At 67.5% G+C, this 12,229-nt stretch carries 13 protein-coding genes and 1 tRNA gene; 10 read left to right on the top strand and 4 right to left on the bottom strand.

Features of this window, described 5'->3' with window-relative positions; translation table 11 throughout:
- Nucleotides 1–69 precede the first annotated feature (69 nt).
- Nucleotides 70–145, top strand: a tRNA-Glu gene (locus ASF34_RS17545).
- Nucleotides 146–1,041: 896 nt separating this feature from the next.
- Entirely contained in the window at nucleotides 1,042–1,203 is a 162-nt protein-coding gene (locus tag ASF34_RS23170; protein ID WP_018042146.1) for a hypothetical protein, read from the top strand.
- A gap of 25 nt (nucleotides 1,204–1,228) precedes the next feature.
- Here the strand turns inward: ASF34_RS23170 and ASF34_RS17555 are convergent, their stop codons facing one another.
- The gene (locus tag ASF34_RS17555; RefSeq protein ID WP_056162922.1) at nucleotides 1,229–2,134 is read right to left on the bottom strand and encodes a metallophosphoesterase family protein; all 906 of its coding nucleotides are present in this window, start codon (nucleotides 2,132–2,134) and stop codon (nucleotides 1,229–1,231) included.
- Nucleotides 2,135–2,726: 592 nt separating this feature from the next.
- Between ASF34_RS17555 and ASF34_RS17560 the strand changes: the two genes are divergently transcribed.
- From ASF34_RS17560 to lpxK, 3 genes are read left to right on the top strand one after another with little or no spacing between them, the layout of a single operon-like run.
- Complete coding sequence (locus ASF34_RS17560) at nucleotides 2,727–3,479, top strand: lysophospholipid acyltransferase family protein (protein WP_056162926.1); 753 nt, start codon at nucleotides 2,727–2,729, stop codon at nucleotides 3,477–3,479.
- Nucleotides 3,476–4,780 carry a 3-deoxy-D-manno-octulosonic acid transferase gene (locus ASF34_RS17565; protein ID WP_056162931.1) on the top strand — a complete coding sequence of 435 codons (1,305 nt, stop codon included), beginning with the start codon at nucleotides 3,476–3,478 and terminating at the stop codon, nucleotides 4,778–4,780. The genes ASF34_RS17560 and ASF34_RS17565 overlap by 4 nt, the downstream gene beginning before the upstream one ends.
- Complete coding sequence (lpxK, locus tag ASF34_RS17570; protein WP_056150124.1) at nucleotides 4,780–5,811, top strand: tetraacyldisaccharide 4'-kinase; 1,032 nt, start codon at nucleotides 4,780–4,782, stop codon at nucleotides 5,809–5,811. Before ASF34_RS17565 ends, lpxK begins: the two co-directional genes overlap by 1 nt.
- Here the strand turns inward: lpxK and ASF34_RS17575 are convergent.
- Complete coding sequence (locus ASF34_RS17575) at nucleotides 5,756–5,980, bottom strand: DUF2093 domain-containing protein (protein ID WP_018042140.1); 225 nt, start codon at nucleotides 5,978–5,980, stop codon at nucleotides 5,756–5,758. The two genes, lpxK and ASF34_RS17575, sit on opposite strands and share 56 nt — an antisense overlap.
- A 189-nt stretch (nucleotides 5,981–6,169) precedes the next feature.
- Between ASF34_RS17575 and ASF34_RS17580 the strand changes: the two genes are divergently transcribed.
- The 5 genes from ASF34_RS17580 to ASF34_RS22890 all read left to right on the top strand — a co-directional run bounded on the left by ASF34_RS17580 (nucleotide 6,170) and on the right by ASF34_RS22890 (nucleotide 10,081).
- Nucleotides 6,170–6,607 carry a cytidine deaminase gene (locus ASF34_RS17580; RefSeq protein ID WP_018042139.1) on the top strand — a complete coding sequence of 146 codons (438 nt, stop codon included), beginning with the start codon at nucleotides 6,170–6,172 and terminating at the stop codon, nucleotides 6,605–6,607.
- A complete protein-coding gene (locus tag ASF34_RS17585) occupies nucleotides 6,600–7,409 on the top strand; it encodes a purine-nucleoside phosphorylase (protein WP_056162938.1) in 810 nt (269 codons plus the stop codon). The genes ASF34_RS17580 and ASF34_RS17585 overlap by 8 nt, the downstream gene beginning before the upstream one ends.
- A 9-nt stretch (nucleotides 7,410–7,418) precedes the next feature.
- Nucleotides 7,419–8,165 (top strand): deoxyribose-phosphate aldolase, encoded by a 747-nt coding sequence (gene deoC, locus ASF34_RS17590; protein ID WP_056162943.1) that lies wholly within the window; start codon nucleotides 7,419–7,421, stop codon nucleotides 8,163–8,165.
- Entirely contained in the window at nucleotides 8,162–9,463 is a 1,302-nt protein-coding gene (deoA, locus tag ASF34_RS17595; protein ID WP_056162945.1) for a thymidine phosphorylase, read from the top strand. The genes deoC and deoA overlap by 4 nt, the downstream gene beginning before the upstream one ends.
- A 228-nt stretch (nucleotides 9,464–9,691) precedes the next feature.
- Nucleotides 9,692–10,081: a hypothetical protein gene (locus ASF34_RS22890; RefSeq protein WP_156465758.1), complete on the top strand. Its 390-nt coding sequence runs from the start codon at nucleotides 9,692–9,694 to the stop codon at nucleotides 10,079–10,081.
- A gap of 59 nt (nucleotides 10,082–10,140) precedes the next feature.
- On the opposite strand, the gene ASF34_RS17605 is transcribed toward ASF34_RS22890, so the two are convergent.
- Nucleotides 10,141–10,776 carry a class I SAM-dependent methyltransferase gene (locus tag ASF34_RS17605; protein ID WP_056162957.1) on the bottom strand — a complete coding sequence of 212 codons (636 nt, stop codon included), beginning with the start codon at nucleotides 10,774–10,776 and terminating at the stop codon, nucleotides 10,141–10,143.
- Nucleotides 10,777–10,960: 184 nt separating this feature from the next.
- On the bottom strand, nucleotides 10,961–12,124 hold the full coding sequence (gene dnaJ, locus ASF34_RS17610; protein WP_018042133.1) for a molecular chaperone DnaJ: 1,164 nt from the start codon (nucleotides 12,122–12,124) through the stop codon (nucleotides 10,961–10,963).
- Between the last annotated feature and the right edge of the window lie 105 nt (nucleotides 12,125–12,229).

Here is a 12,229-nt window from a genome sequence, read left to right on the forward strand (position 1 = left end):
CATTTAAGCGCGCGGCAGCTCTTGCTCCCCCGCCCGACCGTCGCTATACGATCGCCAACCGGCCGGAAAGCTCCCATCGTCTAGCGGTCTAGGACGTCGCCCTCTCACGGCGAAAACAGGGGTTCGATTCCCCTTGGGAGCGCCAGCGGTTCTTGCAATTCAGTCATCCTGACGACACGGCCTCGCCCCCTCCCCCGGAGCGGCTCGAGGCTAGCGATGCACCTCACTCTGCTCTCAACACTCTTTGGTCTCGCCCTTTCTGCGCTGCAAAACCGGTGATCGCTTCGCCCGGCTTTCCGGCGCTTCCGGCACGTCAGCCGATGCCGCAGGAGGCGAGGCCACGAGTGCTGGCGGTGCCCGAATTGCGCGAGCGTAGCGCTCCGCGCGGCTCAGCGGACAGGATCTCAGCGCGCACCGCCTCGTCTTCGTGGGGGATCCCATGACACAAGGGTGGGATGCCGGCCTCTGGGGCATGTTCTGGGGGGGGCGGAAGACGACGACGAGGATTGCGGCGATCCCGCGCAAGGCGTCGAGTTCGAGGAGCCTCCCCGGTCGCTCGGGCGATCGCTCGTGGCCCGCCATCGGGGTCCGCCCTGGTCGCTCCGGTCACGCCATGAACGCCGTCCTCGGCTCTCCGTCGCAGACCCCATATTTCGGCAGGATGGCGTAACGAGGCGCTTCTACGTCCTTGAAGGTCGCCGATCCTTCGGCGGACACTCGGGGTGCCCTCCCCGTCGACATCGGAGCTGCGCGTCCCGGCATGGCTCGTCATCCGAAAGAGCCCCGCCGACCCGCCCGAGGCTGATCGCGAAGACGACTCTCACTCGTCGTTGTGCGCTGCACTCGCCCGTCGGTTACCCGTTGAACGCGCGCGCATTTCACGCCGCGAGCCGCCCGGCGCCCCACATCGTCAAAGTGCGGCGCAATGACGAATATCGCCGGGATAGGCGGCCGCCGGCCTTGCGACTCATGAACGCCCGATTAACACTGCCTACTCCGAAAGAACGAATCGACCGATTCGTTGAGGCCGGGAGACACGCCATGTCCCAGACGATTCACGTCAAACCGACCCATGACGGCACCTATACGGTCTATCGCGGGCCGACGGCCCTCGTGAGCGGCCTCACCCGGCTCCAGGCCGAGCTGTATCAAGCCAGCATCACCCGTCAGGCGCAACGCCCCCTCGTGGCAATGACGGCCTGATCCGGCGCAGCCGGCGGATGAGCGATCATCGCCGCGTCAGCTTCAACACCCGGAGGTCGGCGATCGTCCCGGCCTCCGTCAGGCCGCGTTCCTTGGCCTCGATGACATAGCGGTTGTCCGCTCTCGTCACCGCATAGACATGATAGCTCGCACGACGGTGCAACGCGCCGCCATGCGACACCGCCGAGGCCGAGGGAGCGCCGACCACGGGGACGCCGGTGCCGTCCGGCCCGCGGACGAAACCGATGCTTCCCACATGGTTGTGCCCGTGCAGGATCAGGTCCGCGCCGGCACGTCCGATCATCGCGGTGAACGTCTCCGCATCCTTCAATTCGCGCCCCGGCGAGGCGCCCCCGGGCTGGGGCGGATGATGGATCATGACCACACGAAACGGCGGTTCGGGCTCGCGGCCCAAGCGTGTCAAAATGGCCTCGACGGTCTCGATCTGAGGGGGGCCGAGCCGGCCGCTCGCGACGAAGGGCTTCGTCGGAATGGCCGACGACACTCCGATGAGGGCGAGCGGACCGCGCCGCCTGAGATACGGAAACACCCCGTCGGTGCCGTCGTCGCCCGAGGTCCAGGCACTGCAGGCCTTCAACAGCCCCTCGAGCGAGCCTCGCACATAGGCGTCGTGATTGCCCGGAACGAAACTCACCGTGTCCGGGGTGCCGAGCGCTTGGAGGAAGTCCCTGGCCGTCGCCCACTCGCTCGGCAGGCCGATGTTGCACAGGTCCCCCGTGCAGGCGACGTGATCGTGGGGCTGCGTCCGCAGATCGGCCACGAGCGCCGCGAGAATCTCCATGTCGTGGTGCCGGCTGCGCCCGCGCCGCCAGTTCACATAGCCGGTGGCCCGCTTGCTCAGAAGCTGGCGCAGGCGCGGACGGGCGATGGGGCCGACATGCGGATCGGTGAGGTGAGCGAGGCGGAACATCGGTCTCCGTTTCGAAACAGGCGCCCGCCTTCGTCACTCCCGGCTACCGCGTCAAGCCTCGACCCTTTTCGGCCGGCGCTTCGATTTCGGGCCGACGCCATCTGATCCGGGGGAACGATCATACAGGTTTCGACACCCACAGCGTCGTTCCCCAGATAGTCACGCATCTCGCGGAATGCGCCGCCCTGCCCTCCTGCCCAGCGGATCTCGGGCCTGCCCGAGATCCGTCGAGCTTGTGGGGAGGAGTTGGAGGTGGGGGTGGTCGGGCGACCCTCGACGTGCGGAGGCTGGCCAAACCACCCGCACTCCTGACCTCCGCCCATAAGGGGGGAGAGGGACGCGCTCGGCTTGAAGCGGCCTCGCTCCCGCCGCGACGCTCTCACGCATGTGAAGATCGAGCGGCGGGGAAGGACGGGGTGAAGCGGTCCCGGCATGGTTGCGCGGGCAATTCGAACGGCGTTAGACCCTGCGGGACCGGTATGGCTCCCGAGCGGGCGACGTTCGACGGATGCGCCGGCGGCGCAACCGGGCGTGGACGTCTCGGTCACTGACTGGACGGATGGCCGATCCGGTGGCCCGTGGAACCGAGTGAATGAGCCTTCTCAAACGCATCGGCCGGTCTCCACCGGTTCAGAAAAGCCTCGGCTTTGCCGCCTATCACTACCTGCGCCTCGTGCGCGCCACCAACCGCTTCACGGTGGAGCCGGCCGAGCCGCACCGGTGGCTCGACGGACTGTCGCCGTTCATCGCCGGGATGTGGCACGGCCAGCATACGATGATCTCGTTCATGCGCCGGCCGCAGGACCGGATCGCCACGATCATTTCGCGCTCGGCGGACGGCAACATCAACACCATCGCCCTCACCCGGATGGGGGTTCGCGTCATCCGGGCCTCCGGAGCCCGTGGCCGCGCCGTGCGGGACATTCGGGCGAAGGGTGGGGCGGAAGGCCTGCGCGCCATGATCCGCGCCCTGAAGGACGGCGAGAGCGTCGCCTTCAGCGCCGATGTGCCCAAGGTGTCGCGCCGATGCGACGTCGGCATCCTCACCCTGGCACGCTTCTCCGGCCGGCCGATCATTCCCGTCGCAGTGGTGACGAGCCGGCACCTGCGCTTCGACAGCTGGGACAAGGCCTGTTTCGGGCTGCCCTTCGGCAGGGGCGCCATGGTCTTCGGCGAGCCGTTCCTCGTCCCGCGCGACGTCGAACCGGAGGAACTGGAGCGTTTGCGCCAGCGGCTGGAGAACGAAATGAACCGGGTCCACGACCGGGCCTACACCCTCGTCGGCCGCCTCGACCGGGTCGTCGATCCGGTGGCCGGTTCCCTCGCCCTCGGGCCGTTTGCGTGAAGACGCCTCCCCTCACCATCGCCCTCCAGGCCTATCGCTACGGGCTCTATGTGGGTGAGCCGGCGGTGGCCGGCCTGCTGGCCTGGCGCTCGCGCAAGGGCAAGGAAGACCCCGGCCGCCTGTCCGAGCGACGTGGCCTTCCCGGACGAGCCCGCCCCGTCGGGCCCCTGGCCTGGATGCACGGCGCCAGCGTCGGCGAGGTGCTCTCCCTCGTCGGATTGATCGACGGCATGATCGCCCGGGGGTTCAGCGTCCTCGTCACCACGGGGACACGCAGTGCCGCCGAACTGATCGGCCGGCGCCTGCCGGCGGGCGCGGTGCATCAATACATGCCCCTCGACGCGCCGCGCTGGATCGAGCGCTTCATCGAGCATTGGCAGCCGGATCTGGCGCTGGTGGCGGAATCCGAGATCTGGCCGAACACGGTCATCGCCCTGCATCAGCGCGGCATCCCCCTCCTCCTCGTCAACGGCCGGATGTCGGAACGCTCGTTCAAGGGCTGGGCGCGCTCGCCGCGCACGGCGGAAGCCCTGCTCTCGCGCATCGCCATCTGCCTCGCACAGACCAAGGACGATGCCGAGCGCTTCGAAAGGCTCGGCGCGCCCCGCGTGAGCGTCGCCGGAAACCTGAAATACGATTCGGCCGTGCCCCCGGCGGACGAGCAGCAGCTCGCCTATCTGCGCGACGTCGTCGGCGACCGGCCGGTCTGGGTCGCGGCCAGCACGCATCCTGGCGAGGATGCCATGGTGGCCGAGGCCCATGCGACCCTCAGGGCGCGACTCCCGAACCTCCTGACCATCGTCGTGCCGCGCCATCCCCACCGTGGCGGGGAGGTCGCGGAATGCGCCGCCGCCGTCGGCCTGCGGAGCGCCCTGCGCTCGCGTGGCGGCCGCCCCCATGGCGGCGTCGATCTCTACGTCGCCGATACGCTCGGGGAACTGGGCCTGTTCTATCGCCTCGCACCTCTGGTGTTCCTCGGTGGCTCGATGACGCGGCGTGGCGGCCAGAACCCGATCGAGCCGACCCGCCTCCACGCGGCGATCCTGCACGGGCCGAACGTCCAGAACTTCGCCCAGGTCTATCGCGCCCTCGACGAGGCCGGTGGGGCGATGATGGTGGCGGATGCCGGGGAGCTGGCGGCCGCCGTGGGCGACCTCCTCCACGACACGCCCCGATCCCGCGCCATGGCGGAGGCCGGCAACGCCGCCCTGCGGCCGTTCGAAGGGGCGGTGGAGCGAACCCTCGCGATTCTCGATCCCTTCATCGCCCAGATGAAGCTCGCGGCCATGGCCGGCTCCTGATGCGGCCCCCGGCCTTCTGGGATGCCCCCGGTCATCCCCTCGGCCGGTTCCTGGCACCCCTTGGGCATTTCTATGGCTCGCGCGTCGCCGCCCGCATGGACCGCGCTGGCGAGCGGGCGGCATGCCCCGTCATCTGCATCGGCAACTTCACCCTGGGCGGGGCGGGCAAGACCCCCACGGCTCTCGCTGTGGCGGCATTGCTGAGGAAAATCGGGGCGGAGCCCGCCTTCCTGACCCGTGGCTATGGCGGGCGCCTCGCCGGCCCGGTGGCGGTGGATCCGACCCGGCACACCTCTCTGGACGTGGGAGACGAGCCGCTTCTCCTCGCCCGTGGTGCCCGCACGATCCTCGCCCGTGACCGGCCCGAAGGGGCGAGGCTCTGCCGGGCTCTCGGTGCCGATGTGGTGGTGATGGATGACGGGCTCCAGAATCCGAGCCTCACCAAGGACCTGTCCCTCGCGGTGGTCGATGCGGGTAGCGGCATCGGCAACGGCCTGGCCTTCCCGGCCGGCCCTTTGCGGGCACCGCTCGCGCGGCAATGGCGCCATGTCCACGGCCTCGTCGTCATCGGCGAGGGCGCCCAGGGCGAGGCATTGGCGGTGGAGGCGGCGTCGCGGGGGCTGCCGGTCCATCGGGGCAAGCTGGTTCCGACAGCGCCGACAGCCGTCGCGGGAAAGCCCGTGCTCGCTTTCGCCGGGATCGGTCGACCGCGAAAATTCTTCGAAACCCTGGCCGAGGCCGGAGCGAGCGTCATAGAGACCCGGACCTTTCCGGATCACCATCCCTATCGTGCCGCGGACCTCGCCGCGCTCGCGGCATGGGCCGACGCCCTGGGGGCGATGCTGGTGACGACGGAGAAGGACATGGTGCGCCTGCCGGCGGATTTCGCCGCGAGGGTGACGGCACTGGGCGTCACCCTTCGGTTCGACGACGAGGGGAGCGTCCTCGCCCAGCTGCGCCGCGCGGGCGAGGCGTTCAGCCCGGCGACCGTCCCAGCTCGGCCAGACGCTTCATCACCGCCTCGGGCGTGATGTAGGCCTCCTGCAGTTCGGCGCTCCAGTAGCGAAGGCTGTCGAGGGCGATCGGCTCGCCGGTCACCGCGCAGCGCACGAAACTGCCTGGCTTCACGATGCGCATGGTGCCGTCGCCATACTCCACCGTCGCCTCGCCGGAGGCCTTGCGTTCGAACCGACCCAGCATGTCTCGCCCGCTTCCCAACTGAGACCATCGAAGGAGCGTTCTAGGATCGTGGCGGCGCCATGTCGATGATGTTCGATGGCGCGCGAAAAGGCGTCCGATGGCGCTCGAACAGGGGGTCCGATGGCGCTCGACAGGGGGGTGGCGTTCCTGTTCTAACGGGACGTGAACCCTCCCACCGGATCCGATGCGATGACGGACACGATCGGCGCGGACCTCGCGGCTCTGTTCGAGGCGGCCGCGGCTGCTAAGTCCCTGGCCTACGCGCCTTATTCCGACTTCCCCGTCGGCGCCGCCCTGAGGGACGAGCACGGCCGCCTGCATGCCGGCTGCAACGTCGAGAACGCCGCCTACCCCGTCGGCACCTGCGCCGAAGCAGGCGCCATCGCGGCCATGATCGCCGGCGGCGGACGCGCCATAACCGCCATTCTCATCATCGGAAACGGCCCGAATCTGGTGACGCCATGCGGCGCCTGCCGCCAGCGGATCAGGGAGTTCGCCGCACCCGGAACGCCGATCCACATCGCCGGTCCGGAGGGCATCCGCCAGAGCTTCACCCTGGAGGCGCTGCTGCCGGATTCCTTCGGCCCAGACAATCTGCACCGCAAGAACATGCTCGCCGATGCCTGACGCAGCCATCTCGCTCGCAGCCGACACCGTCCTGAGCCACGGTTTCGGCGGGTCCTACGATGCCGCCATCGTCACCGGCACGGGCCTCGGACTCGTCGCCGGAAAGCTCGAAGACCGCCTCTCCCTCGCCTATTCCGACATTCCAGGCTTTCCCTCTCCCGGCGTGACGGGTCACGGCGGCACCCTACATGCTGGGCGCCTCTCCGGGCGCCGCGTGCTGGTCTTCGAAGGGCGGAGCCATGCCTACGAGACCGGCGACGCCGCCGTCATGAAGGTGCCGCTGGGCGTCGCCAAGGCGCTCGGAGTCCCGCTCCTTCTCCTCACCAACGCGGCCGGATCGCTGGTGGCGCAGGCGGGGCCAGGCAGCCTCGTGGCCCTCAGCGACCACATCAATCTGTCTGGCCTCAATCCTCTGATCGGCGAGACGGGCGATGACCGCTTCGTCCCCATGGTCGGCGCCTACGATGCAGCGGCCCGCAAGACCCTCCACGAAGCGGCGCAGGATTGCGGGATCCCATTGCACGAGGGTGTCTATGCATGGTTCTCGGGCCCCAGCTTCGAGACCCCGGCCGAGATCCGCATGACGGGGCGCCTTGGTGCCGACCTCGTGGGCATGTCGACAGTGCCGGAGGCGATCCTCGCCCGGTTCTTCGGTTTGAAGGTCGCGGCGATCTCCGTCGTCACGAACTTCGCCGCCGGAATCGGAGACGGCGATCCGCATCACGACGAGACCAAGCGCGCGGCGGCCGCCGCTGCTTTCGATCTCGCCCGTCTCATCGACGCGTTCGTCGCACGGCTGTAGGAAAGGAGCATGATCGTCGATCCCCATCATCCGGACTCCGCCATTGCCCGGCGCGCCCTTCCTCTCGTCGATCTCACCGATCTCGGCGATTCCTGCTCTGATCAGGCTATTGCGACGCTCTGCGGAAAGGCCCGAGCGAGCTGCGTCGCCGCGGTTTGCGTCTGGCCCCAGCATATCGGGCGCTGCGTCGCATTACTGGCCGGTACGCCCGTCCGCATCGCCACGGTGATCAACTTTCCCGCAGGCGGCACGGATATCGAGCGCGCTGCGGAAGATACCGCCGAGGCGCTGCATGACGGAGCGCATGAAATCGACATCGTCCTACCCTATCGGGCGTTCCTTGCTGGCGACGCGCGGACGCCAACTGACATGATCGCCGCCGTGCGCGAGGTCTCCGGTCGCGCGATCCTCAAGGTGATCCTCGAATCCGGAGCGATGGCGGACGTCATGCAGATCACCGAAGCAAGCCAACTCGCCATCGCTGCGGGAGCGGATTTCCTCAAGACCTCAACGGGCAAAAGCGCCGTCTCCGCAACGCCGCAAGCCGCCGAAGCGATGCTCGCTGCCATCCGGGACAGCGGGCGACCTGTCGGATTCAAGGTCTCGGGCGGATTACGGACCGTGGCCGATGCCGCCCTGTATCTTGCCATAGCCGACAGGATCATGGGACCGGACTGGGTCGAACCGAAGACCTTCCGCATCGGGGCGAGCAGCCTGCACGATGCGCTGACCCAAAGCCTCCGGGAGCGCGCCTGATGCTGCCGCAGGAGTTGATCCGGGCCAAGCGGGACGGACGCGTACTCACAGATGGCGAGATCACCGGCTTCATCTCGGGTCTCACTGACGGGCGGGTGACAGAAGGACAAGCCGCCGCCTTCGCGATGGCGGTGTTCTTCCGCGGCCTGTCGCTGCCCGAGCGCGTGGCCCTGACCCGGGCGATGACCCATTCGGGAACGGTGCTCGATTGGGACTTGCCCGGCCCTGTCCTCGACAAGCATTCGACCGGGGGCGTCGGCGATACGGTGAGTCTCGCCCTCGCCCCGATGGTCGCCGCCTGCGGTGGCTACGTGCCGATGATCTCCGGCCGGGGCCTCGGGCATACCGGCGGCACCCTCGACAAGCTCGCAAGCATTCCCGGCTACGACGCCACGCCTGGTCTCGACCGTTTCCGCAGCGTCACCCGTTCCATCGGTTGCGCCATCATCGGACAGACGGCCGATCTCGCCCCGGCGGATCGGCGCCTCTACGCCATCCGCGATGTGACCGGCACGGTGGAATCCCTCGACCTGATCACGGCGTCTATCCTGTCGAAGAAGCTCGCGGCGGGTCTCGGCGGCCTCGTGATGGATGTGAAGACTGGCTCCGGCGCCTTCATGGCGGAGACCAATGAAGCACGGGCTCTCGCCGAAAGTATCGTCGCCGTCGCCAACTGTGCCGGCCTGAGGACCGTTGCGCTCATCACAGATATGGACGCGCCCCTGGCCTCCAGCGCAGGCAACGCCCTCGAAGTGGCCTATGCGGTGGATTACCTCACCGGTCGCTCCGGCGAACCAGCGTTCCACGCCGTCACCGTGGCGCTCTGCGCCGAGATGCTGGTGCTCGGCGGGCTCGCCACGGACATCGCCGAGGCGTCCCGAAAGGTCGAAGACGCCCGCGATTCCGGACGGGCCGCCGAGATCTTCGGGCGCATGGTTTCCGCGTTGGGTGGCCCTGCCGATTTCATCGAGAAGGCCGACCGGTATCGCCCCGTCGCACCTGTGGTCCGCGCGGTGAGATCTCTCACGACTGGCGTCGTCTCGCGGATCGAGACCCGCGAGATCGGGCTTGCCGTCATTGCATTGGGCGGCGGGCGCACTCGGCCCCAGGACGGCATCGACCCGGCGGTAGGTCTTTCATCTCTGGCCCGTCCCGGAGATGCCGCCGACCTTCTCGGTATTGTCCATGCCCGCAACGAAACCCAAGCCGATGCCGCCGAAAGAGCTTTGCGGGCTGCTTACCGGATCACACCCAACGCCCCTTTACCGCGACTGGCCATCATCGAGCGGATAGCCTGAAGAGCTCGGCAGCCGGCACGCGCTGTGAAACGACGCCGCGCGCGTCCATTCCAGGGATCGACTGGCTTTGCCGACCAATTGCGAACGTGGAAAGCCGATGTGAGATCGATCCCTCGAACCATCCGCCATCCGACCGGCCGCGATGGGAGAACAAAGAGCGAGGCCCCGGCGGATGAGCCTGCCGGGGCCTTTCCACTAGAAGCGGTAGTGTCCGCCGTGGCGATGCCCATGATGGTGGTGGTGGTGGTGGTGGTGACTCCAGCCATGGTGACGCGGACGCCATCCGTGATGGCCATGACCGCCCCAGCCGTACCCCCGGTGACCGCCCCAGCCATGGCGGTGATGTCCACCCCAGCCATGGTGTCTGCGATGGTGGTGGTGGTGACCGCCCCAGCCATACTGGACTGGGACAATGCCCGTCTGCGCTGGCTCGGCCAAGGCAACGGCCGGAGCAAGCGGTGCCGCCTGAACGATACCCGGCGCGATGCCGATGACGCCGAGGGCGAGTGCTGCGGCTGCGAGCCAACCCCTCGTCCGCTGTGCGAATGCGCGAAACGCCATGTCAGTCTCCATCGATTGCGACGCCGGGGCGATCCCGGCGCAGTGATCGAACGGTAGGAGCGATGGGCTGAACCGCGGATGAGCCACGTCTTCAGGCGACGTTCTGCGGCGGTCCCTCAGGGACGGCGGTAGACCCAGACTCGCGCTGGCGGCAGGTTGAGCCAAACTCGGCTGGACCGGCTGGCCGTGTAGCTGCCCGCATCGCAACGCTCGGGGATCGGCGGCACCACCGCATAGGTGAACTGCACGAAGGGCGAGCCCGCATGCATGAGCGTATGTGTGGCGTTCAGAAGATCGAGACGCTGTTCCAAAGGCTTGGTGAACAGAGGCAGGCTGGAAACGGTAGCCGCAGCCTTCTCGGTGAGAAGGTCGCCGATGGTCTCGCGGATGTTGTAGGCGTCACCGCGCAGGATGGTGGCGCGTGGAAAGCGCTTCTGCAGCAGCTTGCAGAAATCCGGATTGTACTCGACTAGGACAAGCCGCTCCTGCTCGATGCCACGACGTATCAGGGCCTCGGTGACGGGACCGGTACCGGGACCGAGCTCGATGACGGGGCCGGGCACGCGGGGGTCGACGTAGGACGCCATCATGCGGGCAAGCATCTTACCCGACGGCGTTACCGAGCCGGTGACAAGCGGCCGCTCGAACCAAGATCGCAGAAAACGCGCCTCATCTTCCAGCGGCTCCCGCCGTTCACGGACCGATCCGGTGGCGGCATAGGCTTTAGCACTGTGTCGATGGAGCGGAGGCAAGATCCAATGTCCTCAGATCACGCATGGGGAGTTAAGGCTAGACGACGAAAGCCAGTGCCCGTCAAGGTCGAAGCTCAGCATAGGGCGGGAGCAACGCGTCGTGCTACTGGCGACGATGCAGCGCCGCCACAGCCACAACGGGAGCCAGGCCGTTTCGATCCGCCGCCTGTGACATCGCGGAGCGTCACGACCGTGCAACGCCGCTCAACCCATCGAAGAAATCGCGGACCTTCGAGAAAAACCCCGCACTTTCAGGGTGGTTTTCGTCCGATGCCGTGCTGGTGAACTCCTGAAGCAGTTCACGCTGACGCTTCGACAGGTTCTGAGGCGTCTCGACGAACACCTGAATATAAAGATCGCCGACATCGCGGGACCGAAGAACCGGCATGCCCTTGCCCTTGATCCGGAACTGCTTGGCCGTCTGCGTGCCTGCCGGGATGCGGACTTCGGTCTGCGATCCGTCGATCACGGGCACGGTGATCTCCCCAGACAGGGCAGCGGTGACCATCGAGATCGGGACGCGGCAAAACAAATCGGCACCATCCCGCTGAAAGAACGTGTGCGGCTTGATCGAGAGAAAGACGTAGAGGTCGCCGGCGGGGCCACCGCGCAGGCCGGTCTCGCCCTCGCCGGCCAGACGGATCCGCAAGCCGTCATCGACGCCGGCCGGTACGTTGATGGAAAGCGTGCGCTCCCGAGTGACACGGCCTGCGCCGGAACAATTGCCGCACGGGTTGTCGATGATCTCACCGCGTCCGTGACAGGCCGGGCACGTACGCTCGATGGCGAAAAACCCTTGCGCCGCGCGCACGCGACCGTAGCCGCCGCAAGTCTGACACGGCTTGGGCTTGGAGCCGGCTTTCGCACCGCTGCCGGAGCAGACCTCACAGGTGACGGCAGTGGCCATCGTGATCGTCTCGGTCTTACCGGCGAACGCATCCTCGAGGGAGATCTCGAGATTGTAGCGCAAATCCGCACCACGTTCGCGTGTCGAGCCACCACGTCCACCGCGCGCACCGCCAGCGCCACCCGCACCACGGCCGTCGCCGAAGAAATTGTCGAAAATGTCCGACATGAAGTCGCCGAACTCGTTCCCGAATCCCGGGCCGCCGGCTCCGCCCTGCTGGAATGCGGCATGGCCAAAACGGTCATAGGCCGCACGCTTCTGCCCGTCGGTGAGCGTCTGGTAGGCTTCGTTGACTTCCTTGAACTTGAGTTCGGCCTCGGCGTTCCCGGGGTTGCGATCCGGGTGGTAGGCCATGGCGAGCTTGCGGAAGGCGACCTTCATCTCGCCGTCTGTCGCAGTCTTGGAGACGCCCAGAACCTCGTAATAGTCCCGCTTCGACATACCCGCCCTCAACGTCCCCCGGCGCGCCCGCCTCTACGGAGGGCCACACCGTCATCCCACCAGACATGACGAGGGACCGGATCGCTCCGGTCCCCCTCCTTCTCT

The organism is Methylobacterium sp. Leaf106 (assembly GCF_001422895.1).
Taxonomy (GTDB): Bacteria; Pseudomonadota; Alphaproteobacteria; order Rhizobiales; family Beijerinckiaceae; genus Methylobacterium; species Methylobacterium bullatum.

What these genes read in the sequence shown, in the direction of transcription:
- ASF34_RS23170 (WP_018042146.1), top strand. Translation starts at nt 1,042, where the DNA reads ATGTCCCAGACGATTCACGTCAAACCGACCCATGACGGCACCTATACG.
- ASF34_RS17555 (WP_056162922.1), bottom strand. Translation starts at nt 2,134, where the DNA reads ATGTTCCGCCTCGCTCACCTCACCGATCCGCATGTCGGCCCCATCGCC.
- ASF34_RS17560 (WP_056162926.1), top strand. Translation starts at nt 2,727, where the DNA reads ATGAGCCTTCTCAAACGCATCGGCCGGTCTCCACCGGTTCAGAAAAGC.
- lpxK (WP_056150124.1), top strand. Translation starts at nt 4,780, where the DNA reads ATGCGGCCCCCGGCCTTCTGGGATGCCCCCGGTCATCCCCTCGGCCGG.
- ASF34_RS17575 (WP_018042140.1), bottom strand. Translation starts at nt 5,980, where the DNA reads ATGCTGGGTCGGTTCGAACGCAAGGCCTCCGGCGAGGCGACGGTGGAG.
- ASF34_RS17580 (WP_018042139.1), top strand. Translation starts at nt 6,170, where the DNA reads ATGACGGACACGATCGGCGCGGACCTCGCGGCTCTGTTCGAGGCGGCC.
- ASF34_RS17585 (WP_056162938.1), top strand. Translation starts at nt 6,600, where the DNA reads ATGCCTGACGCAGCCATCTCGCTCGCAGCCGACACCGTCCTGAGCCAC.
- deoC (WP_056162943.1), top strand. Translation starts at nt 7,419, where the DNA reads ATGATCGTCGATCCCCATCATCCGGACTCCGCCATTGCCCGGCGCGCC.
- ASF34_RS22890 (WP_156465758.1), top strand. Translation starts at nt 9,692, where the DNA reads ATGATGGTGGTGGTGGTGGTGGTGGTGACTCCAGCCATGGTGACGCGG.
- dnaJ (WP_018042133.1), bottom strand. Translation starts at nt 12,124, where the DNA reads ATGTCGAAGCGGGACTATTACGAGGTTCTGGGCGTCTCCAAGACTGCG.